The organism is Tolumonas osonensis (assembly GCF_014202415.1).
Classification (GTDB): domain Bacteria; phylum Pseudomonadota; class Gammaproteobacteria; order Enterobacterales; family Aeromonadaceae; genus Tolumonas; species Tolumonas osonensis.
Genome location: NZ_JACHGR010000005.1, coordinates 228,115 through 250,627, shown reverse-complemented (window position 1 = coordinate 250,627; position 22,513 = coordinate 228,115). Strand labels below are relative to the sequence as shown.

General features: G+C 48.7%; 24 protein-coding genes and 2 tRNA genes. 11 read left to right on the top strand and 15 right to left on the bottom strand.

All coding sequences use genetic code 11. The features are described from left to right. Positions 1-138 precede the first annotated feature (138 nt). From HNR75_RS08820 to HNR75_RS08805, 4 genes are read left to right on the top strand one after another with little or no spacing between them, the layout of a single operon-like run. Positions 139-690, top strand: a complete 552-nt coding sequence (locus HNR75_RS08820; RefSeq protein WP_188026606.1) for a hypothetical protein — start codon at positions 139-141, stop codon at positions 688-690. A 7-nt stretch (positions 691-697) separates the two neighbouring features. Then, positions 698-1,693 carry a glycosyltransferase family 2 protein gene (locus tag HNR75_RS08815; RefSeq protein ID WP_188026605.1) on the top strand — a complete coding sequence of 332 codons (996 nt, stop codon included), beginning with the start codon at positions 698-700 and terminating at the stop codon, positions 1,691-1,693. Beyond that, a complete protein-coding gene (locus HNR75_RS08810; RefSeq protein WP_188026604.1) occupies positions 1,690-2,061 on the top strand; it encodes a GtrA family protein in 372 nt (123 codons plus the stop codon). The genes HNR75_RS08815 and HNR75_RS08810 overlap by 4 nt, the downstream gene beginning before the upstream one ends. Before the next feature lie 18 nt (positions 2,062-2,079). Then, entirely contained in the window at positions 2,080-3,261 is a 1,182-nt protein-coding gene (locus tag HNR75_RS08805; protein WP_188026603.1) for a hypothetical protein, read from the top strand. A 51-nt stretch (positions 3,262-3,312) separates the two neighbouring features. Here the strand turns inward: HNR75_RS08805 and bcp are convergent, their stop codons facing one another. Further along, positions 3,313-3,780 carry a thioredoxin-dependent thiol peroxidase gene (gene bcp / locus HNR75_RS08800; protein WP_188026602.1) on the bottom strand — a complete coding sequence of 156 codons (468 nt, stop codon included), beginning with the start codon at positions 3,778-3,780 and terminating at the stop codon, positions 3,313-3,315. A gap of 164 nt (positions 3,781-3,944) precedes the next feature. Between bcp and dapA the strand changes: the two genes are divergently transcribed. Together dapA and bamC are read left to right on the top strand one after the other, a co-directional pair. Then, the gene (gene dapA, locus HNR75_RS08795) at positions 3,945-4,823 is read left to right on the top strand and encodes a 4-hydroxy-tetrahydrodipicolinate synthase (protein ID WP_188026601.1); all 879 of its coding nucleotides are present in this window, start codon (positions 3,945-3,947) and stop codon (positions 4,821-4,823) included. Position 4,824: 1 nt separating this feature from the next. After that, positions 4,825-6,354, top strand: a complete 1,530-nt coding sequence (bamC, locus tag HNR75_RS08790; protein ID WP_188026600.1) for an outer membrane protein assembly factor BamC — start codon at positions 4,825-4,827, stop codon at positions 6,352-6,354. Positions 6,355-6,400: 46 nt separating this feature from the next. Here bamC and HNR75_RS08785 read toward each other — a convergent pair whose 3' ends face one another. The 6 genes from HNR75_RS08785 to HNR75_RS08760 form a co-directional block, all read right to left on the bottom strand. Continuing rightward, the gene (locus HNR75_RS08785; protein ID WP_188026599.1) at positions 6,401-6,556 is read right to left on the bottom strand and encodes a hypothetical protein; all 156 of its coding nucleotides are present in this window, start codon (positions 6,554-6,556) and stop codon (positions 6,401-6,403) included. Continuing rightward, positions 6,553-7,239: a M15 family metallopeptidase gene (locus HNR75_RS08780; protein WP_188026598.1), complete on the bottom strand. Its 687-nt coding sequence runs from the start codon at positions 7,237-7,239 to the stop codon at positions 6,553-6,555. The genes HNR75_RS08785 and HNR75_RS08780 overlap by 4 nt, the downstream gene beginning before the upstream one ends. Continuing rightward, positions 7,232-8,374 (bottom strand): succinyl-diaminopimelate desuccinylase, encoded by a 1,143-nt coding sequence (gene dapE / locus HNR75_RS08775; RefSeq protein ID WP_188026597.1) that lies wholly within the window; start codon positions 8,372-8,374, stop codon positions 7,232-7,234. Before dapE ends, HNR75_RS08780 begins: the two co-directional genes overlap by 8 nt. A 25-nt stretch (positions 8,375-8,399) precedes the next feature. Further along, the gene (locus tag HNR75_RS08770; RefSeq protein ID WP_188026596.1) at positions 8,400-8,747 is read right to left on the bottom strand and encodes a Spx/MgsR family RNA polymerase-binding regulatory protein; all 348 of its coding nucleotides are present in this window, start codon (positions 8,745-8,747) and stop codon (positions 8,400-8,402) included. Between the two features lie 3 nt (positions 8,748-8,750). Beyond that, positions 8,751-8,996, bottom strand: a complete 246-nt coding sequence (locus tag HNR75_RS08765) for a YciN family protein (RefSeq protein ID WP_188026595.1) — start codon at positions 8,994-8,996, stop codon at positions 8,751-8,753. Between the two features lie 79 nt (positions 8,997-9,075). Further along, positions 9,076-10,095: an OmpA family protein gene (locus tag HNR75_RS08760; RefSeq protein ID WP_188026594.1), complete on the bottom strand. Its 1,020-nt coding sequence runs from the start codon at positions 10,093-10,095 to the stop codon at positions 9,076-9,078. A gap of 320 nt (positions 10,096-10,415) precedes the next feature. Between HNR75_RS08760 and HNR75_RS08755 the strand changes: the two genes are divergently transcribed. Further along, on the top strand, positions 10,416-10,685 hold the full coding sequence (locus tag HNR75_RS08755) for a helix-turn-helix domain-containing protein (protein ID WP_188026593.1): 270 nt from the start codon (positions 10,416-10,418) through the stop codon (positions 10,683-10,685). A gap of 60 nt (positions 10,686-10,745) precedes the next feature. Continuing rightward, complete coding sequence (gene cysB, locus HNR75_RS08750; protein WP_188026592.1) at positions 10,746-11,720, top strand: HTH-type transcriptional regulator CysB; 975 nt, start codon at positions 10,746-10,748, stop codon at positions 11,718-11,720. A 50-nt stretch (positions 11,721-11,770) separates the two neighbouring features. On the opposite strand, the gene HNR75_RS08745 is transcribed toward cysB, so the two are convergent. Continuing rightward, on the bottom strand, positions 11,771-13,003 hold the full coding sequence (locus HNR75_RS08745) for an iron-containing alcohol dehydrogenase (RefSeq protein WP_188026591.1): 1,233 nt from the start codon (positions 13,001-13,003) through the stop codon (positions 11,771-11,773). Positions 13,004-13,254: 251 nt separating this feature from the next. Here HNR75_RS08745 and HNR75_RS08740 point away from each other — a divergent pair. Then, positions 13,255-13,330: transfer RNA gene (locus HNR75_RS08740), tRNA-Thr, on the top strand. Positions 13,331-13,339: 9 nt separating this feature from the next. On the opposite strand, the gene HNR75_RS08735 is transcribed toward HNR75_RS08740, so the two are convergent. Further along, positions 13,340-14,539 (bottom strand): GGDEF domain-containing protein, encoded by a 1,200-nt coding sequence (locus HNR75_RS08735; RefSeq protein ID WP_188026590.1) that lies wholly within the window; start codon positions 14,537-14,539, stop codon positions 13,340-13,342. Positions 14,540-14,764: 225 nt separating this feature from the next. Between HNR75_RS08735 and HNR75_RS08730 the strand changes: the two genes are divergently transcribed. After that, positions 14,765-15,718, top strand: a complete 954-nt coding sequence (locus HNR75_RS08730) for a TerC family protein (RefSeq protein ID WP_223157834.1) — start codon at positions 14,765-14,767, stop codon at positions 15,716-15,718. Here HNR75_RS08730 and HNR75_RS08725 read toward each other — a convergent pair. The 4 genes from HNR75_RS08725 to yccS form a co-directional block, all read right to left on the bottom strand. Then, a complete protein-coding gene (locus HNR75_RS08725) occupies positions 15,715-16,299 on the bottom strand; it encodes a GNAT family N-acetyltransferase (protein ID WP_188026589.1) in 585 nt (194 codons plus the stop codon). The two genes, HNR75_RS08730 and HNR75_RS08725, sit on opposite strands and share 4 nt — an antisense overlap. Before the next feature lie 53 nt (positions 16,300-16,352). Continuing rightward, positions 16,353-17,300: a homocysteine S-methyltransferase family protein gene (locus HNR75_RS08720; RefSeq protein WP_188026588.1), complete on the bottom strand. Its 948-nt coding sequence runs from the start codon at positions 17,298-17,300 to the stop codon at positions 16,353-16,355. Between the two features lie 179 nt (positions 17,301-17,479). Continuing rightward, positions 17,480-17,809 (bottom strand): TusE/DsrC/DsvC family sulfur relay protein, encoded by a 330-nt coding sequence (locus HNR75_RS08715; RefSeq protein WP_188026587.1) that lies wholly within the window; start codon positions 17,807-17,809, stop codon positions 17,480-17,482. Continuing rightward, positions 17,810-19,984 (bottom strand): YccS family putative transporter, encoded by a 2,175-nt coding sequence (gene yccS / locus HNR75_RS08710; protein ID WP_188026586.1) that lies wholly within the window; start codon positions 19,982-19,984, stop codon positions 17,810-17,812. Between the two features lie 182 nt (positions 19,985-20,166). On the opposite strand from yccS, the gene HNR75_RS08705 reads away from it, so the two are divergent. Continuing rightward, positions 20,167-20,257: transfer RNA gene (locus HNR75_RS08705), tRNA-Ser, on the top strand. 266 nt (positions 20,258-20,523) lie between these two features. On the opposite strand, the gene HNR75_RS08700 is transcribed toward HNR75_RS08705, so the two are convergent. Together HNR75_RS08700 and HNR75_RS08695 are read right to left on the bottom strand one after the other, a co-directional pair. Then, positions 20,524-21,786, bottom strand: coding sequence for a putative glycoside hydrolase (locus HNR75_RS08700; RefSeq protein WP_188026585.1), 1,263 nt, complete (start codon positions 21,784-21,786; stop codon positions 20,524-20,526). After that, a complete protein-coding gene (locus tag HNR75_RS08695) occupies positions 21,783-22,508 on the bottom strand; it encodes a polysaccharide deacetylase family protein (RefSeq protein WP_223157833.1) in 726 nt (241 codons plus the stop codon). The genes HNR75_RS08700 and HNR75_RS08695 overlap by 4 nt, the downstream gene beginning before the upstream one ends. Positions 22,509-22,513 lie beyond the last annotated feature (5 nt).

Genomic DNA, 22,513 nt, shown 5'->3' with positions numbered 1-22,513 from the left:
AAAGCGGATGAAAAGGTTTGTTAAGAGTGTCAAGTTCTCTGAATGGATATATTTTTATGTGATCAAGCCGTCACTCTCTGTTGTTTCTCTGAGTTCTGAATTAGGATTGGCGCAAACAATAATGAGGTCAGCAGCATTATGACTCGCAGTGTTAAATTCATCTTTATTCTGACGTTTCTCGGCCTGAGCGCTTTTTATCTCTATGTTCTCTATCTGGCGAAGCATCCGGATGTTTCTATGGCATACCGTATGTATTACCTGGAGAAGAAAACCCGTATCTGGGATCGTAATCAATCCCTGGCTTATATCCCCGGTACATTAATGGACCTGACTAACGAGCGGGAACGTTGTCCTTATCTTTCCCGTGAAGGTTGGAGTATTCCGGAGAAAGACGGTTCCGGTTCCGCTTTCGCCGGTACTGGCGGTTTGTATTTCTCATTACATCGTGTGCCGGGAGAACTGACATTTGAAGGTGCCCTGACCGCGAATGCCGCAGATACAGAGCTGAAGATCAGTGTCGGCGACAAATGGTCACAGACGGTCAAATTTGATAAAGCAGGATCGCAGAAGTTTGAAATATCGCTTCCGGCCGGTTTATTCATAGCAGATCCGGCGGAGCCGAATTACCTGTCATTACAAAGCAATCATCCAATTATGTTTAAAACATTCAAATTATCCCGCGCGGGATGAGGTTACTATGAGCACTCAATCATTTACTGTTTCCCTGGTAGTACCTGTTTATAACGAAGAAGAGAGCATTGATACCTTTATTGAAACCATCGATAAAGAACTGGCTCCGCTGCGTGATCAGTTACAGATTGTCTTTGTAAACGATGGTAGTCGTGACAAAACGCGTGAAGTTGTGGAAAAAGCCATTGAACGTGACAGCCGGGTTACTTTAATCAATCTGGCCCGTAACTTTGGTAAAGAAGCAGCCATGACAGCGGGACTGGCACATGCCCGTGGTGATGCGATCATACCGATGGATGTGGATTTGCAGGATCCGCCTGCATTGGTACTGGAGTTTGTGCGTCTGTGGCGGGAAGAGGGTTATGACACGGTGTACGGTGTCCGTACCGATCGTAACGCGGATACCGCGATGAAACGTTTAACCGCTGGTGGCTTCTATCGTTTCTTTAATGCTGTTTCTACTACCACCAAAATTCCGGAAAACGCAGGTGACTTCCGTCTGATGGATCGCCGGGTTGTGGAAGCAATCAAGCAACTGCCGGAACGTAATCGTTTCATGAAAGGCCTGTTTGCCTGGGCTGGTTTCCGTTCGATTGGTGTGCCATACGCCCGTCCGGAACGCGCTGCCGGGACCACTAAATTCAATTACTGGAAACTGTGGAACTTTGCACTGGACGGTCTGTTCAGCTTCTCCAGCTGGCCATTGCGTGTATGGAGTTATGTTGGCGCCGGAGTTGCCGGTATCAGCTTCCTCTACATGCTGGTCATTATATTAAAAGTGATTTTCGTCGGAGTAGACAGCCCGGGATATGCTTCTCTGATGTGTGTGATTCTGTTTCTCGGCGGTGTGCAGTTACTCTCTATCGGTATTATGGGCGAATACATTGGCCGTATGTTCCTGGAAGTAAAACAACGCCCGGTATTCCTGGTTGAAGGGGTATACGGTCAGTATGCGCAACAGAACACAGTTGAATCCAAAAAAGAAGAAGATAAACAGGCATGATTTCAAGAGATGAATTCTGGCGTTTGTTCCGCTTTGGCATTGTCGGGGGCGGAGCAACCCTGGTGGACCTGGCAACAGCGAAATTCTGTTTGTTTATGTGGCCCGCTATGTCTGAACATGTGGTCACTTCCATCGGTTTTTTTGTTGCCTTCTGGGTTTCATTTTTTGGCCACCGTTACGTGACATTCCAGTCACATGGAAAAGTGACCAATTTTCTGGCTGTGGCTCTTTTTTCTCTGGCGGTCAGAAACGTGTTGTTATCGGGATTGCTGTGGATTGGTTTGTCAGGAATGCTGCCAATCGTAATAGCGACACTGGCGGTCACGATCCTGACTTATGTTTTATCCCGGATTTGGGTTTTTGCCTGAGTAAAAGAGGAGTTAGTCGTGCAGACAGATAAGATTGATGTAATTTACGCTCCTCTGCATATCAGTCGTCAGGACTGGGGCATTATTGCGCTGGCCTTTGTGGTCAGCCGCATTCTGTTGTATGCGATCGGTTATTTTGGCGCTATGCATTACAACGTGGAAACCGATCAGATCGGGCAGATCAACCTGCTCGATTCACTGGAAACGGACGTATGGAGTGTATTTTGCCAGTTTGATTGTGCGTGGTTTAAAAGTATTGCTGATGTGGGGTATGACGCCTATCCGCATGGTCTGACAACGGGGCATGCGGCAAACTGGGCGTTCTTTCCATTGTTTCCGATGCTGGGGCATTACATAGCAGAAGCGTTAGGCGTACCATCTTTGTATGGCTTTTATGTCATAACGAACATCGCTTCCTTTGCGATGCTGCCATTGTTCTTCCTGTGTCTGCGTCAGTTAGGACAGGAGGTGGATGTCGCCCGTTTTGGTGTGCTGATGCTGGCTTTCTCACCTTATACGGTCTATTTCATTGCACCTTATACCGAAGCGTTGTTCCTCGCATCGACAATGGCGCTGTTTTTATTCGCTTACCGGCATCAGTGGCTGTGGGTGGCGGTTGCCGGCATCATCATGACTGGTACTCGCAATATCGGTGTGATGGTTGTGTTCTCTGTCGGAATCCTGGCGCTGCAGGCATATGGCTGGAAAGAGCTGGTCAAACTGGGTGATCGTGGGATGCGGGTTATTCTCGCTATCTGGTTTATTCCGTTGATCATGTTCCTGTATATGTACTATATGCATTACCACGTAGGCGATGCCTTCTCCTTCAAGAATATCCAGCTGGCCTGGGGCCGTATTTTCGGTAATCCTTTTGGATACTGGTTAGAAGGCTTTGAAACCGGCGGCAGAAAAATCTATCTGTCGGTCATGATTGTGGTTGGCTGGGCTCTGAACATTTATCTGATCAAACAGAAACGGTATGCGGAAGCGCTGTTTATGTTTATTTGTACGTTCGTCCCCATTACGACCAGTACGAATACAGTGCCTCGTTATATGTTCGGCCTTTATCCGACATCGCTGGCTATTGTGCTGATTGCCCGTAACCGGCCTAATCTGAGACCGATCATGCTTGCAATTTCAGCGCTGTTGTCCAGTTACTTTGTTATTGCCTGGGTTAACGCCAAGTTCTTCACTGTATAAGTTGGTGAATCTTGCAAAAGAAAGCCGGATGAATATCCGGCTTTCTTGTTTTCAGAGCGAATCCAGATAATCGATGACAATCTGGTGGTGATTGCTGGTTTTGAAATCATCAAACACATGCGCGATCACGCCCTGTTCATCAATCAGAAAGCTGATCCGATGAATACCATCATATTCCTTGCCCATAAATTTCTTGGGCCCCCAGACGCCAAAGGCCTCTGCAACCTGATGATCCTCATCGCCCAGCAGCGTGAAATTCAGTTCATCGCGGGCTTCAAATTTTTTCAGTTTTGCAGAATCATCCGGGCTGATACCAAGCACAACGACCTTCCGCTGATCCAGTTCGGCTTTGCTGTCACGTAAGGAGCAGGCCTGTGTCGTACAACCGGGTGTCATTGCTTTCGGATAAAAGTAAACCAGCACTTTCTTGCCCCGAAATGAGCTCAGTTTGTTCAAAGAACCATTTTGATCCGGTAACTCAAAATCAGGAGCAACTGTGCCGGCTGTTAATGTGTTCATCGCCATATCCTCTCGTCTATTTTTGAAATCAAAATCGTCGTGATAACAATACGCTATCAGAGAAGAGAGAGATCAGCATTTTGTCACAGGGGAGGTGTTTTGCCTTGTTTTTGCCTATGGGGCGCCGTACCATTAGCTGCCCTCAAAAAGGAGTCTGTGCTTTTATGTTAACCGGTAGTCTTGTCGCTTTGATTACTCCTATGAACTGTTCTGGTTCCGTTGACTGGCAAGCCTTAGAGCAGTTAATTGATTATCACATTCAGTCTGGCACTGATGGTTTGGTCGTTGCCGGCACTACCGGAGAATCTGTCACACTGACAGACGATGAGCTCTTTACTCTCCTCGATCGAACACTTGAATATTGTGCCGAACGTATTCCGGTCATCGCCGGCTGCGGCTCAAATAATACGGCACATGCCAGCCAGATCGCGAAACAGCTTAGTAAACTGGGCGTTACCGCAGGTCTTTCAGTGACTCCGTACTATAATAAACCTACACAGGAAGGGTTATACCAGCATTATGCTGCTATCGGAGAATACAGCGGTTTACCACAGATTTTGTATAACGTGCCGGGCCGTACTGGTTGTGATCTGAAACCTGAGACTGTGGCCCGACTGGCCGGTAACTTTGGTATTTGTGGTATAAAAGAGGCGACCGGCGATTTATCCCGGGTCACTCAATTACGGGAACTGTGTGGGCGTGATTTTGCGCTGTATAGTGGTGATGATGCTTCTTCCCGTGAGTTTATGCTGCAAGGTGGTAACGGTGTTATCTCAGTGACAGCAAACATAGCAGCCAAGGCAATGAGCCGGATGTGTGCTCTGGCATTGGCAGGAGAACGTGAACAGGCAACCAGAATTGATATGTCTTTGCAGCCTCTTCATCGTGATCTTTTTATTGAATCTAACCCGATTCCTGTTAAATGGGCGGCTGCCAGAATGGGGCTGATCAACCATGCCGGTTTACGCCTGCCATTGACATTGCTTTCTTCCCCGGCACAAGCAATAGTTGAAGCGGCACTTGTGAAAGCGGAGTTAATCTAGCGTGCAAAATAAGAAAATGAAATTGTCTCTGTTGCCTTACAGTATTCTGTGTGTCTGTGTGCTTTCTGCCTGTAGTTCAGAGGTAGAAAAGAAGCAGGCTAACCGGGATTTTGACTATACCGCAGCTGTTTTGCATCCGCAGCTGAAGACGCCGGCTCCATTGCAGGCGCCTTCATTTTCGCAGGAGTATCAGTTACCTGTTGAAACCAGAAAAGGTGCGCTGGCAGAAGAGGTGGATGTGCGTCCACCGGAACAGATCATGCCGTTCATTACCAGCAGCCGTGCTGATAGCAGCCGTAATACGCTGATGCTCTGGTTTTCGGCGCGGACACTTAATCAGCAAATCGATGACGATGTCTGGGCATGGCTGAATGGTTATCTGGCGGCAAATAAAATTCCGGTAACCCGCCGGGATGAAGTGAATAAGGTTATTGAAACCGGTCCGGTAGCGGTCACCTTCGAAGGTGAAAAAGAGGATGATATTCCGCCTGCACCGGCACAACATTTTCGGTTTCAGGTCCGGAGTGATCAGTCGACACACCGTGCCGGGTTGATGGTCAAGTGGTTGCGTAGTGCTGATGACCAGCAGGCGACACCCACTATATTCGAGCAACGCCGCTATGCGACCCGCTTGCTGAATAATGTTAGTGCCTATGCTGATACTCATAGTCGCAATACCTATACGACATCATCAAGTGGCCCGATCCAGCTGGTATTGGGTGAAGACAGCTCAGGCTCCAAGGCGATCGTCGCACAGAATAGTTTTGTAAATACATGGCAGTGGCTACTGACAGCCTTACCGAAAGCAGGCTTGCCGATAGAGCAAAGCTCACAATCACAGGGATTGATTGTATTTAATTACGAAGGCGATGCCTCTGTGAGCATGCTTCAGGTACTGACTTTCTGGGAACCTGTTGAAGAAACGGACGGCCTGGCATTATCGTCCGGCAAGTATCGACTGCAACTGGCAGATCGGGGTAATGAAACATCCATTACCTTGCTGGATGACAGTAACAAACCGGTATTGGCCTCTGCTGTCGAAAAGTTGTACCAGCGGTTGCAGAAATACTCCAACGTGGCGCCTGTCGTGATAGCGGATACAGCCGGAACTGGTGCGCAGAAGGTGGCGGCACAACCACAACCAGAAGCTATCAGCCAACCAATTCATCTGGTGAAAACGAAGGATGCATGGGTTGCCGATGCGCCGGCGGATCAGGTGCTCAGCCGCATGTCGGCAGAATTGTCGCAGTTGGGGTGGGTCATTAAACAGACCAATACAGCCGCGCAACGTATTGATGCTGAATATACGGTACCGGAAGGCAGCTTGCTGGATGCGTTTGCTATCTGGAAACCGCTGGCACCGTATTATAAAGGTCTGGAATCAGGCTCCTATATTTTCCAGCTGACGCAACTGGAGAAAGGAACGCAGGTTGAATTGCTGACCCCGGCGCAACAGGCCGTTCCGGCAGCAACGGCGGACCAGGTATATCAGGCGCTGGCGAAAAAATTGCAGGTCAAGGCCAAAGAGTGATTCTACCGGCCAGCAGATGAAAAAAGGGGGTGTTACCACCCCCTTTTTATTTGTCTTCTTCTTCGTCGTCTTTGGGAACTTCCCGTATTTTGTCTTTATATTTTGGTAACTGTTTTTCGAGCCGTTTCATATCTTTGATGGCATTTAGAAACAGCCCGAGTAAAAACAGTAACGGAATCCCAATAATCAGCCACAGGCTCATAAACTGTTTTCCCCATTGATATTGATAATGAATTGTTCCCGGATCTGCGGCAATAATTGCAGGATCCAGTGCTGACCTTCCAGTGGATTTTCCGCGATAACTTCCTGCAGCATTTCCAGCGTCAGTTGCTGCTGTAATCGCACGGCTTCCGAGTGGTAGCTGAGATGCCATGGTTCCGGCGCCACGCCACCTTGATCGGTAGCATAAGGTCTGAAAAAACCAAACGTATTCATATGATTATTCAACCATTTGGTCAGAGCGCCGAAATAACCATGTTCTTCATCATATTCGGCAGGGGTCAGCTGTAATTTTTGTCCTTCAGGCAACAGATCCGGCGCATAAACATCCAGATCGGTTCCCCAGTGATGCCGGCTGGCACCGGGTAGGGCACTCCAGCGCAAGATGGCAAAAATACGTTCCTGTTCAGATAAAAACAACCAGTCGGGGATGGGTTCTCCTGCGCTATTGAGAACAACACTTTCGCCACGAAATTTGCGGTTCCAGATCAATGATTGCCGCTCATATGAACGGTAACTGGATGCGATAGCGATGTTAATCCCGTCAGATTGAGCTGCCTGTGCCATCAGCTGGAAGGCTATGCTGGTTGCCTGCGTCAGAAAATGCCCCGGAGTGATGGGGCATAGCGCAGAACTGTCCAGTCCAACCAGTTCCCGTTTAATCATGTTTAACCAGCAGTTGTTGCATCATGTGGTAATAGATATCGCTGAGTGTCTCAAGATCTGCCACGCGAACACACTCATTTACTTTATGAATGGTGGCATTCACCGGACCCAGTTCGATAACCTGTGCGCCGGTTGGCGCAATGAAACGTCCGTCAGATGTACCACCGGAGGTTGATAATTCTGTTTCCCGTCCGGTAATTGCTTTGATAGCGCGTTGCGTTGCTTCAACCAGCTTGCCTGAGCCGGTCAGAAATGGTTGACCGCTCAGCGTCCATTTCAGTTCATACCGTAAGCCATGGCGGGTCAGAATGTCCTCAACCTGCTGCTTAATCTGTTCATCCGTCAGCTCAGTGCTGTAACGGAAATTGAACTGAACCTGCAATTCGCCGGGAATCACATTGGATGCGCCTGTTCCGGCGTTGATATTGGCGATCTGGAAACTGGTTGCCGGGAAGAACTCATTTCCGTTATCCCACTGTTTTGTTGCCAGTTCATATATTGCCGGAGCTGCAAGATGAACCGGATTTTCAGCCAGATGCGGATAGGCAACATGTCCCTGAATACCAAAAACTGTCAGATCACCTGTCAGAGAGCCGCGGCGACCATTTTTAACGACATCACCGACATGAGCCGTGGATGAGGGTTCACCGACCAGACACCAGGTAATCTTTTCCTGCCGGGCTTCCAGGGTTTCAACCACTTTAGGTGTACCGTTGATGAACGGACCCTCCTCATCACTGGTGATCAGAAATGCAATTGAGCCCTGATGATCCGGATGATCAGTGACAAAACGTTGTACTGCCGCCATGAATGATGCAATGGAGCCTTTCATGTCTGCAGCACCACGGCCATATAACATGCCGTCAATAAGGGTTGGTTCAAATGGCGGGGTGTTCCATTTTTCGGCCGGACCGGCGGGAACAACATCTGTGTGGCCTGCAAAACAGAAAACCGGACCAGTGGTTCCTTTCCGGGCCCACAGATTCGTTGTGTCATGAAAAACCAGAGGTTCAATCGTAAAACCTAATGGCGCCAGGAAATCGGCCATCATTTGCTGACAACCTTCATCGGCTGGTGTTACCGAAGGACGCGCAATCAGATCCTTGGCCAGAGATAAAACGAGAGAGTCGGTCATGCACAATCCTTATTCATTTTTCTGATTAATTTATCAATGAGTTATACGCAGATTCAGAAAATCCGATCATGATTTTTTCTTCTGAAACCAGAACCGGGCGTTTAATGAGCAACGGGAACTGTTGCATCAGCGCGATCGCCTGCACTTCATTATCAATGACTTTCTGTTCGGAAGATAATTCCCGGAAGGTTTTACTTTGTTTGTTAAGTAGTTTTTCCCATCCGGCTGACTGACACCACTGAGATATCTGTGTTTCGTCTGGTGGTGTTTGCTTAAAGTCGACCAGTTCAAATGCAATGTTATTTTGCTTCAGCCAGTTTTGTGCTTTTTTGACGCTGTCACAGGTTTTGATACCGTAAATAGTCACTGCCACGGCTTACTCCAGCGTATATTGTGGTGAAAGGGCGTGAGCTAATCCTTTGTAGACATTAAAGACAGCCGTGGTTTTGGCCGTTGGCAAACCCTGTTCGTCAAGGAAATATTCACCTTTGAAAACCAATACACCCGCTTTCTCTGTAACATCAGTGACTAACATGCCGGCTAAATAATCGTCATGCTCTTTCATGATATGGTTTGCCAGTTCGAGCAGGGACTCTTTACTGATAGGTTGTTTATTTTCCATTTATAACCTCAGTGGACTGCAGATGAAACAAAACCGCACATATAGTGCGGTTTTGTGTACAGGCTATAGCTGAGAAAGATTATTTAACAGTAACTTTCTTAGTGCCTTTAACTTCGATGTTTACACGACGGTCAGGTGCCAGGCAAACAATCAGCTCTTTCTTGGCTTTGATCGCATTGCAGCTAGCCGGGCTTACTGGATCTGCTTCGCCACGACCTACCGCGGTGATACGGGTAGCAGACACACCTTTAGATGTCAGGAAATCAGAAACAGTTTTAGCACGTTCCTGAGACAGCTTCAGGTTGTAACCGTCAGAACCGATGCGGTCAGTATAACCGTAAACAACAATGTTTTTGTCGTCCATTTCCAGGGTCTGGACTTGGTTGTACAGCTGAGACAGCGCGGTTACACCCGCTGGTTTCAGAGTTGCTTTACCGAAATCAAACAGTACGTCTGAAGTCAGGGTGAAGGTTTTGGTTTCTTCAACTGGTTGTGGTGCCGGAGCTGGTTCCGGAGCCGGAGTTACAACTGGTGCTGGAGCGCTGGTACGGGTTGGATAGTAAACAACATCCAGGCCAAGGCTTTCGCTATCAGATTCACCGGTTTTTGCATCACCGATACCATCAATGTGACGGTAACGAACCTGTAAATCTACCGGGTCAGATACGCGGTAAGCCAGACCAATACCGAAAATTGGAGAAACGCCGAAATCGCTGACATCAGTTCCTTCGTTGGCGACATTCCAGCGCATCACACCCAACTCACCCAGCAGAGACAGATCTTCTGTCAGTGGGTAGCGTGGCAGTAAAGATACGTTGGCGCCGTGAGCTTTGAAACGCTCACCGTCTACACGGCCGTTGCCCAGCCAGTTATAGCCAGCTTCTGCACCGATGTATTCATTGAAGGTGTAACCACCGAATACGTGAGCGGCAGGAGTGCTGCTTTTATCTGCTGTACCCACATCACCCAGTTCCGAGTAATTGTTACCACCGAAACCAGCACCCAGGAATGCGCCTTCGGCGTCATTTGCAGATGCTGAAACTGACATTGCAGAAGCAACAAAACCTGCAATTACTGATAAAACCACTGCTTTTTTCATGATTGTCTCCAGACTATGCTCAGAAGAATCCACGTTTGTTATATCTTTCATTATGTATCAGCTTACGAATTATGCAAGATGAGGTTCACCGTTCGCTGAAATGTTACGCACTCCACACTTTTTCTTACGGAACTTAGCAGTTCCGATGAGAACAACTATTTACGCAACATTATTTAGTGATTAATATGAGCCTCTTTTCTTGCATCGCAGAAATACAGACTATAATAAAAGTATAATAAAAAGGAGCCGGATAAAGCTGTTTAACACCAAACTAGATCGTTATTGGTAACAGTGAAATTCGCAAATGCGTGAGGAAATATATGAGTCTCGCTCCTGTGTCTGTTGGTCAGAAAATTCGTCATATTCGTGAAACTATGGGGCTCAGCCGTCCGAAATTTGCGGAGCTGCTGGGCGTACCACCAACTACACTGAAAAACTATGAATTAGGTTATCGTGAAGTTGGCGGCGCTTTTCTGGTGGCTCTGGCTCACCAGGAACAGCTGCATAAATTCACTTTATGGCTATTATCGGACAAGATCGCACCTGAAATCGGCCAAATCAGCCCAGCTGAATATGTCGCTGAAAAATAAGTCTGATTGAAAAAAGAGCCAGTATGACACTGGCTCTTTTTTTATGACCTTTGGAATATTATGAAACTCCAGCAGTTACGGTACATCGTTGAGGTTGCCAATCACAGCCTGAATGTCTCTGCAACGGCAGAAAGTTTGTATACATCACAGCCTGGCATCAGTAAGCAGATCAGGATGCTGGAGGATGAGCTGGGTATTCAGATCTTTGAGCGTAGTGGTAAACATCTTACTCAGGTGACGACTGCCGGTCATGATGTCATCAAGATCGCCCAGGAAATTCTGGCTAAAGTAGAATCCATCCGTTCCGTTGCCGGTCAGTACACCAATCCGGATCAGGGGTCGTTAAATATATCCACTACGCATACCCAGGCGAGATATGCCTTACCGGAAGTGATTAAGGGCTTTATCCGGCGTTATCCGATGGTTTCCCTGCATATGCATCAGGGGTCGCCGGCGCAGATCAGTGAATCTGTTGCCAAGGGAACGTCTGATTTTGCGATTGCGACGGAGGCTTTGCATCTATATGAAGATCTCATCACCTTACCTTGTTATCACTGGAACCGCAGTGTGATCGTACCGGTAGGTCACCCGTTGACTCAGTGTCCACAATTGACCGTTGAAGAACTCGCCAAATATCCGCTGGTGACATATACCTTTGGCTTCACCGGGCGTTCTGAACTGGATACTGCGTTTAGCCGGGCCGGATTGGTGCCCAAAATAGTTTTTACTGCCACTGATGCTGACGTGATCAAAACCTATGTCCGATTAGGACTGGGGGTAGGGGTGATAGCGACCATGGCGGTTGATGCGGAGACAGATAAAGATCTGGTGCTAATTGATGGCAGCCATCTGTTCCAGCCCAGTACGACCAAGATCTGCTTCCGGAAAGGGATTTTCCTGCGTAGTTACATGTATGATTTTATAGAACGGTTCGCACCTCACCTGACGCGGGATGTTGTCGATAAGGCTTTGACGCTGAAAACGCCGTATGAAGTTGATGCCCTGTTTGCCAATGTTGAGTTACCGACATATTAACTGCACTCCGGAGTGACGTTTGTTCAGCATCATTCCGGAGCGAAGCGTCATTACAGCGCGGTGTTCAGAATTTCCTCACAAACTTCCAACGTGACCGAGCTATGTTCACCGATACCGGTCATGCCATGTTTCAGTAACTTGGCAGAAACCTCGGAGAGCTGGTCTGCGCTGATATTGTAGGCAGAAAGCTTGGAGTGCAGGCCGATGGACTCGAAAAACGCGACCGTTTTACTGATGGCCTGCTGAATAACTTCATCCGGATTTTCTCCCCGGATACCCCAGACACGATCAGCATACTGCAACAATTTCTCTTTTTTCTCATGCCGGCGGACATGCATGGTTGCCGGCAGTACGATGGCTAATGTCTGTGCATGTGCCAGACCAAACAGGGCGGTCAGCTCATGACCAATGGCATGTGTACTCCAGTCCTGCGGAACGCCTGCGCCGATCAGACCATTTAATGCCATCGTGGCACACCACATCAGATTGGCTCTGCTGTCATAGTTCTCCGGCTGTCGGTAACTTTTGACCCCATCGTCCAGTAATGTCAGCAGAATGCTTTCGGCGAATCTGTCTTGCAGGTTCGCATGAACCGGATAGGTCAAATATTGTTCCATGACATGACAAAACGCATCTGTTATGCCATTTGCAATCTGAACCTTAGGTAAAGTGAATGTGACAACCGGATCCAGCACTGCAAATTGCGGGAATACTTTCTCGCTTGAGAAGGCGAGCTTTTCATTATCCACGCGGCTGTGAATCGACACGACACCAGAACCTTCCGAGCTGCCGCTGGCTGATGGCAACGTGATCTGGCGGGTTTTACGACTGATGACCGCATGATGGTTCATTTCTGAACCGGTGGCCGGCAGTGTTAAAACGCATCCGAAAGGAATCACGGTACGGATACCTTTTCCCTGATGGCGCAGTATTTCCCATGGGTCGCCCAATTCCCAGCAAGAGGCTGCGGAAATGAATTTTGTGCCGTCAATGACAGAACCGCCGCCCACGGCCAGCAGATAGTTGATCCGCGCCTTTTTTACCAGCTCCACCGCCCGCATCAGCGTGTCGTAATCCGGATTGGGTTCGATACCTCCAAACTCCGAGATGTTCCGGCCGGCTAACGCTTTTCTGACCATGTCCATGGTCCCGTTGGCAATAACACTTCCCCCGCCATAAACGATCAGGATGCGGGCATCAGAAGGGATTTCCTGGCCAATTTTTTCAATTTGTCCTTTTCCAAAGAGAATTTTGGTTGGATTCTGATATTCAAAATTCAGCATATGGTCCCTCGATAAATGTGTATAAATTTATATCCGGTATATACAGTAACATTAACAGCTTAAGATCACCTGATTTTCATAAATCAGCATGCAAACAGATTTACGCTTGCAACTGCAGATTTTGAGCTATTTACGTGATCGCCCGTATATTTTTTGATTCTAACTCTATAATTATGAATCAGTTTTGCAGATAAAATAGTTGGAAATGCTAATAAACAGTAGCAAAATAAATTAAGTCAGAAGACTCAAATGCCGGTATAGCTCAGTTGGTAGAGCAGCGCACCCGTAATGCGAAGGTCGTAGGTTCGATTCCTATTGCCGGCACCATTGAAATCATCAGTTTTTAAGTGATATTGACCCATTCATTCCCACGCATGACTCCTCGGTACAAACATGAACCTGATTTCGACCTGAGCGCTTTGCCAGGTAAAGAGCACTATCTGCAGCATTGATGGCAGGATCTAATTCTGAATCTGATGATGTAGCGATACCGATGCTTACGGTCACATGAATAGAGTGCCCCTGGATTCGAATCTCCCGGGATTCGATTTGTGCTCTGATCCGCTCAGCCCAGTTTCGGGTCTGCTGTAAATCACAATCGATTAAAACAACCACGAACTCTTCTCCGCCATAGCGAGTCACGATATCTCTATGCCGGACATGTGCTTTCAGAATGCTGGCAATTTCACGTAAAACATCATCGCCAGCAGGGTGGCCGTATTGATCATTTACTCTTTTGAAATGGTCAATATCTATTATCGCAATGCTCCATCGGGATGATGCATTTTTGGTGATTGAGCCTGTTTCACTTAACTCAGTCAATGCATAACGATTATACAATCCGGTTAATGCGTCATAAGTGGCATGCATGTATAGACGTTGCTGTAACCATTGGGAAGATATCAGCATCACACTAATACCTGTGCCCACCAGAGAAATACCTGAGGAAACCATGAGAATCAGGGAGTTCAGATTGTTTTCAAAAAGACTGACATTTCCTGCAAATTTCTGGATGGTTAAGGCTCTGAATAAGGTACAGGCGATGGTGAAAGAGAGCGATATGGCACACAGAAGACGACCGGTTTCAATGACCTTTCTATTTTTCAATGCCTCGAATATCGTCATGATGATGAGGCATATCAGGGTGTAAGCGGCAATATTGCTTCTTAATGTGATGTTATTAGGGTCTATATTTGTCAGCCATAGTAAAACCATCGAAACCACAACGGGGGTAAGTAGCACCAGATTATCTTTAGGTGTATGTCGATTTGTATATTGTCTGAATCCCAGCCAGAGCAGTGCATGAGCAATCAGTATCAGTCCATTGCCGAATGCCACACTAATCCATAGCGGGACGAAAAGGCGCAGCCACAAGAAAAGGAGCCCAGCTGTGGATGAGAATAATGCTGTAACCCAAGCCTTGGCTCCGGGGCAAACAAAACGGTCGTGGATGCTGAAACTTAAAGCGATGGAAAGGCAAAACCCTAAAACAACATCCATGAAGAGCATGGTCTGAGCATCGAAAACGATATGCAACTAATGGAGCTCCACTACAGATACATTCGGCTAGCATATATAACGGCAATTTATTAACAATACTTAAAGTAGGGTTTATTGATACAAAGTCCCCTTCATCTCCGGTTGCACAACCTTTTATCAGCTATTAACCTTATTTTAACAAGCGGCGTGACTTAATACTGACGGTCTTTTATCCCAGTGTATGTACCCGGTCGGATAGAAGGCTGTTAAGGAGTTTCCGGTATGGAACTACTTAATGTCTGGTGGATGTGGAGTGGTTTCGCGGTACTGGTTATCTTCATCTTTTTTATCGATCTGTTTGTTGGTGGTGGCAAACAGCACCGGGTTTCTTTCAAAGAGGCCGCAATCTGGTCGGTGATCTGGATTGTTGTTGCTTGCATCTTTAATACCGCTATCTGGGTATATCTTGATATCCATGCCGGACGGGAACTGGCTAATGAGAAAGCACTTGAGTTTTTCACCGGCTATCTGATTGAAAAAGCACTGGCAATTGATAATTTCTTTGTCTGGCTGATGTTGTTTAAATATTTTTCTATTCCGGCCGAATTACAACGACGGGTACTGTTATTCGGTGTTCTTGGTGCCATTGTGATGCGTACCGGGATGATATTTGCCGGTACCTGGCTGATATCACAGTTTCACTGGATCCTGTATGTTTTCGGCGGATTTCTGGTGATGACAGCGATCAAGATGATCTGGGCTGCCGATAAAGAACCGGATTGGGCCAATAATCCGCTGATATTATGGCTTCGGCATCATTTGAATATAACTCACAAGTTACATGATGAAAAATTCATTGTGATTCAGAAAGGGGTTCGTTATGTAACACCTTTGTTTTTAGTGCTGTTACTCGTTGAAATTAGTGATCTTATTTTCGCTGTTGACAGTATTCCGGCTATCTTTGCGATTACTACTGATCCTTTTATTGTTCTCACATCAAATATCTTTGCCATCATGGGGTTACGGGCAATGTATTTTCTGCTGGCAGACTTTGCTGACCGGTTTGTCTTTCTTAAATATGGGCTGGCTGCGATTCTGTTATTTATTGGCTGTAAAATGTTACTGATGAATATCGTTAAAATTCCAATAATGCTATCGCTGGGAGTAGTAGCTGTGATTCTGGCTATCAGTGTGATTGCCAGTATTGTGCATAACCGTCGGCATAAGGATAACTAAATAGTACTTATATTTTTTGTCATTAAAATCCACTTCCCGCCATGCATGCAACCTTCATATAAAATGACGGGTAGTGTACTGATTCTGATAAAACCCAGTTTTTCATATAGTTTTACTGCATTAATATTTTCGGATGCGACGATGAGCGAGAGGGTATTACAGGCTGCCTGATGCGCCTGCTCTTCCGCGTGCCGGAGTAGCAGTGTTGCAATGCCTCTACCTCTGAACTCTTCAAAAGTTGCCACAGCGTTGATGTACCAGCTTCCGGGTACTTGTGCTTCCAGCTTGACTAAGGGATGCACTAATTCCGGGTATTCTGCAAGATTGCCCAAAAGATAGGGCGCGGGGAGTTTATAGGAAAGAATCATGCCGGCGACCTGATCATTTTCAACGCAGACTTTTGCATTTTTATAGCTAAAGTTGCCTTCCTCACGCCTTGCTCGTTCTGCACCGACAGCCAGCGGCAGTTCCCCTTCGGCAGCCATTGTTTTCCAGAAATACTCCGGTATGCCTTCGCCAGCCAGATTGATCAGATAAGCCAGCGCTTTGGCATCGTCTCTGGTTGCATCTCTGATGTTCATTATTTTCATCCTGTTAACTGATTTTAATGCCGGATATTGCCCACTCTTTGTATTTAAAACAGCGGTAAACAGGCTTTGGCTATTTCAGCCACATGCTGATGATCGGTTCCGCAACATCCTCCCAGTATGTTCAGGCTGGGGAGTTGTTTTTTGAGAGCTGCATATTGCTCTCCCAGTTCTTCCGGATTTCCCATATCCAGTTCAGCCGAGTCGTTTAATTCGGCATGACTTTTACATGAGGCATTGGCCCGGACGCCGCGAACCCGGATGAGGCTTTTATCATTGCCCGCAAAAAGATGTTCAAAATGGGTTGGATGAGCACAATTGATCATAAAATAACTGGCATAACCGGCTGTTATGTCATCGACCCGGTTAATTGCCACTGCCAATGTCTGTCCATCCGGCAGATTACCGTCTGTTTCCAGCGTAAAAGAGATTGCGACAGGTAATTCGGCCTGTCTGGCGGCCAGCACAATACCGGATGCTTCATCGGGGTAATTCATGGTTAACGCACAAACCATGTCTGCCTGAGTGCGGGCAAAGGTGTCGATCTGTTCCTGATGATAGTCTTGTGCGTCCTGCACTGACATCACACTGGTCGGAAGATAACCATCTCCCCGGGGGCCAATACAACCGCTAAGAATCATCGGCGAATGTTCAGATTCGTATTCCTGGCGGATTTCATCCATGATGGTGATGGCCATATGATTCACGGCCGCTAAGGTTGCCCGGTTATAACCGAGTGGATAGGCCCAATCCCGGTTGGCCCGCCAGGTTGCACTTTCAAATATAAAACCCGTTTTTAACTCATGTGCCAGTTTGGCATAAGCGCGGAAATAGTTGCGGAGAGTTTCTGTCCCGGCCGGACTGGTCAGCAGGTGGAACGCTGCAAAATCCGGGAGTTCGAGGCCATGATGAAATATCAGCGTTGTTTCAAGCCCGCCATCGGTGAGGTATAGATCACCCGCTAATTGCGGTAAGGCTGATCTGTATTTTGACATAGCGTTCACCTCAGTAAAGAGAGGTTACCATTGACAGGAATCAACATCATTACATTGATGTATTAAGTATATATGTTTGATGTGTTACGGGAGGGAAAACTTGACAAAAATAGTATGATATTTAACCTGCACTAATGCCGGTAGCCAGCATCAGGCAGGTTGAGACCCGGTATGACGGGTTAAATGCATTTGGCCGGTTTGGGCAGGCCGGCAATTTTGGTGGCCTGTTTGGCTGGCCCTTCCGGGAACAAACGATAGAGATAGCGGCTGTTTCCTTTATCTTCGCCCAGTTTCAGCGCCATGGCTTTTACCAGTGCACGAATAGCAGGGGAGGTCTTGTATTCGGCATAGAAATCGCGGACAAAATGGATCACTTCCCAGTGCGCTTCGCTCAGTGTGATCTGCTCACCGGCGGCGATCAGCTCCGCCAGTTCGGGGGTCCAGTCACTCATGTTTTTCAGGTAGCCATACGTATCTGTTTCGATCTCTTTGTTGCCAAGAACCAACATCTATTTACTCCGGAAAAAAGATTTATCTGCGCTGTGGCTTTGTATCAGCGGGTTTAACAATCGGGATAGTTTCAGTATTTCAGTTGTCATGATACCGATATGCATCATTTCCTGCCGGATGAGACCGGCGCGCTGATCGGTATCAGCCACTGATTCAATGTAAAGTGCCGGCGATAACGATGCCAGCACCACCGGATGGGTATTGTGTTTACCTGATAAGGCTGTGACTGATTCATCCAGTGCATCAAACAACGATTGAGCGTATTTAATCAGTTGTGGCTCGAATAAGGAACCATGTAATTCCTGATGAATGCCGAGTGCCGAGACATAGGATAACAGGCTGTGGTTACGGTATATCAGCGCAGCACATAAATTGGTGTACCGTCGCTGCTGCTTCGGATCGGTCTGCATATTTATCCATGCCTGAGCCAGCGCACTGTCAGCATGATGGGCGGCGATCCGTTTCCGGCTGAATTGCTTGTCCTGCCCGGTGTTTTGCAAGGCAGAAATAACCGATTTCAGATATTCATAGTTGCAGCGGGTCGCCTTGGCCAGCAACTCCGGAATGCGCTGATATTGCCACTCCGGCCATAAGACGGTAACCGCACCGAACGAGAGTATACTGCCGAGCAGGGTATCGACAAAACGCGGCAGAATGATGCTTTTTTCTTCGACACCCAGCAGGCCGAACGCGGTCATGGCATATAAGGTAATGAAGATGACCGCTACGCTGTAATTACTTCTTAACTGGGCAAAAAACAGGACAGCGGCAATGGCCATCAGAATCAGCTGAACGCCGGGTTCCGGTGAAAACCATAGCAAAGGCAGACTGAGTAGCAGGCCGCTGCAGGTTCCGGCAATACGCTGATAAAGACGTCGGCGGGTTGCGGTATAGCTGGACTGGCAAACAAACAAGCACGTCAGTAATACCCAGAAACCCTGTTTTATATCAAATAGTTGCAGCAAACCATAAGCGGCGACCAGACACAGACTCATGCGGCAGGCGTGACGGAACAGCGGCGATTTAAAACTGAACTGCAGTTTGATTTGTTGTAATACTGACGGTGCAGGGGGCACTGGCGTGTCTTTGCTTTCCGGTGACTGCATGCCTGCTGCGGAGAGCACGTCATTAACCGAATTCAGCAAAAGCACAATCTCGAGCAGGTTCTTTTGTAAGAAACGTAGCGCATTAACGGTATTCGCAGAAAACGGCGTTCTTTCATGACTGAATTGCAGCTGATCTCCTAGTGCCTGAATACCCCAGAGTAATCCCGGCGAAAGCTGGAAAGGATTGTTCAACAGGGTCGCGTAACCGAGTTGCTGCACGGCAACGCCGAGTTGCCGGAGTAATTCACGGAAACCGTCGAGCAGCAGATTGCTGTGCACATCGTCCTTCAATCGATTATAGAGGTAGTGACTGGATGTGATCCGCTCATGGATCTGTTCGGTAATCGTCTGCAGCGCTTTTAACTGCCGTAATTCCTGATCGGAAGGATCAGTCCGGCGAGCGATCATCTCCTGGCATAGGTTAATCGAGGCCATGCAGTCCACATTCAGAATAGCCAGTTTCTGATGAATACTCTGCTGTTCATCGGCATTGCTGGGAAACAGCCAGGCTTTCTGGGTGCAATAGCGGGCCAGCGAAAAGCAGGTCTGCGAAATTTGTTCACGTAATGGTTTATTGGGGGTTAACTGCAACCACCATAAAGAAATAAATCCATACCACAGGGCACCAGTACATAACCAGACTGGCTGAAACCAGATGGTCGGCGCCTGCGCTGCGCCCATCATGGAATATACCGCAACCAGCAGACTGCCGAAGCTAATGCTGCTGTAACGTTTACCCAGTCCACCCAGCATGACGAAGAAGAAGGTGGAAAATAAAAGCCCGGCCGCAAAGAACCAAGGGTAGGGGTACAGCAGTTGCACCGACAAAGTGGCGATCCAGAAACATGCTAGTGTCAGCAGTAATGATTTGACCCGTCCGGCAGGCGAATCATCAGGCTCGGCAATCGCTCCAGCCACAATGCCCAGCGACATGGCTACCGTTTCATGGATCATGCCGAGATAAAGTCCGGGCAGAAGCACGCCGGCCAGAGCACACGATACTTTTAAGGCGAAAAAGACATGCGTATCGGTGATAAAACGCTGTAAAAGTCGGGTAAACGCAAGCATGCTGGCTAAAGACCATTAAACAAGTATGTTATTTATAATAATCAAAACAGAAGCGGGCACAAAACAACAGTTTTATATGAGAATCTCTGGTGAATCAGCTTAATAACTGTTCAGTCAGGTTGTGCAAGCAGCCTTTCGTATTTACAACATTTACAAGCTTTAGTAATATGCGCCGCAACCACGGAGAGATGGCAGAGTGGTTAAATGCACCGGTCTTGAAAACCGGCAAGGGTTTGTAGCCCTTCTAGGGTTCGAATCCCTATCTCTCCGCCAGATACCACGGAAAAGCCCGCTGAATAAGCGGGCTTTTTTGTTTGTGTATTCGTTCGCTCCATACATCAGCCCATACCTTTTTCAGTCATAGCAGTATTCCAGGTGCTCCCTTCGTGATGAAAATTATTCATGTTACGAATCGTGAGTCTTTAAGTCTCTATTTTGCGTATCCAAAAACAACTTGTTGGTAAAATTTGAGCAAATTTAAGAGTAGCCTGGTGAAGGTTAATGTTCAGTAAAGCAAGCCAGCAGCAGGAACCAGCGTTTCATTGCTGCGTCTTCGCCCGCAATCCGGCCTCGCCATAGGCGTTGCGAGGGTTCCATAGCATCCAGCCATCCGATCCGAAAGCCTCCGCGGCTTCGATCTGGGCACGGATCATGTCCGCCCCGAACAGACGCCGGTCAAACGCATAATCGCGGAACGCCTGAAGCCACGGACGGAAGCGTATGGGTGGCAAACCGGTGCGCTTGACGGCATTGCGCAGCGACAATCTGACAATTTCCCCTGGCACGGCGACCGGATTGCGGTACCCAGGGATGCCGAACTGAAAGTTGGATGGGTAGAGCATGGGTGAAACGTAATCCAGATATTTGACCAAATCTTCCAAGCGCTGTCCGATAGCCGTGTCATCCCGATTCCAGAGCACATAGCCAAAAATGTCGGCTGCCACAAAGACATTATAGGGTGCCAGGCGACGGCGCGCTTCGGACAGGAAACCGCTGATGGTGGCGACACGGTTGGTCTGGGTGGGCAGCTCTGCGAATACGAGGCCGGGTGCATCGGGAAAACGCAGATAGTCGAACTGGATCTCGTCGAAGCCGAGGCGCGCGGCCTCCTCGGCCACGTCGAGAACGTAGTCCCGCACCTCGCCGCGAAATGGGTCGATCCACGCCAGTCCCTCCCGATCGACATAGATCTGACCGTTCCTGTCTCGCACCGCCCATTCCGGATGGGTACGCGCCAGGGGGTCGTCCTTGAAGGCGACCACGCGAGCTATCAGGTAGACGCCGCCTGCGTGCAACTGGGCAATCAGGGTGGGCATGTCGCGCACGGTTATCACCTTCTGAGCGCCGCTGTCCGCCGCCAGCGCCACGGCACTGCGATAGGGAATGCGGCCGCGGTCCCCCTTAACATCGATCACCAGAGCGTTCAGTTCGGTCGTGGCAATGAGTTTGAGCGCGGATTCACGCAGAGCCTTGTCGCCGATACCGTAGAACGACAGGTATAGCGCCTTCGGTCGAAAAGGCGTCAGCCGGATGGTCTCATTTCGCGCAATGGGGCTGGCGTCCTGCACATGCGTCCGCAAATAACCCGGCGCCCGCGCCGCGACCCACGTTGCCGGTGCCGGCAATGTCAGCCTGCCCTGCCCATCGGCGGCCTCGACGCGACCTTCTGCGGTCACCAGCGCGCCCGCGATGGGTCGCCCATCTACTGCATTCACCACGGAGACGATCTCGATCGACGCCTCTAGGGCCGAAACCCGGAACAAGGCGAGGAAGATCAGAACAAAGCGGCTAGCCGTATTCATTTCGCGTCCGCTTCATGAAGGATGACGGCAAATGCCTTCGCCCCGACGGCGTCGGTGATCAGGTAACGCGGCAGGGCCATGGGGTCGTCGCCCTCGCGCACTGGCCGACGCTCCAGCGTAAAAGCCGCGACATAGCCGGCCCTCCGGGCATGCGCTTCGAGCTCGTGGTCCACCAGGCCGAAGGGCCAAGCGAGCAGATCGACCTGAGCCCCCGCTTTCCGTTCCAAGACCGCCTTCGAGCGGACCAGCTGGTCATCGACGAAGCGCGCGTAGGCGGCAGGATCGAGCCTTTGCCGCTCGCGGAAGAAATTCGGGTGCCAGTACGAGTGGGATCCGATGTCGAAATAACCGCTCCGCTTGAGTTCGTCGATTTCATGCCAGGTCATCGCATAGCTCGCATTGGAGATTGCCGAAGGGTAGATGAATACCGTCACCGGAATACGCGCACGCATGGTGATCGGCGCCATCGCCCGGTAAACCGACTCGTGGCCGTCATCGGCAGTGATGACAATCGACTTGACGGGTGGAGGCGGCGCTAGGCCAAGGAGATGATCGACGAGGCGCTTGAGCGGGATTACCTGATAGCCATCTCTATCGATCTGATCGAGCTGTTGCTGAAAAACGGCGGCACGAACCGTCATGCTGTCCTCGGCGGTCTGCGCAAACCGGTGGTAGACTAGAATTGGCGTTTGCCAGGCAAGGGCGGTTAGCGCAAGTAGCATTCCAA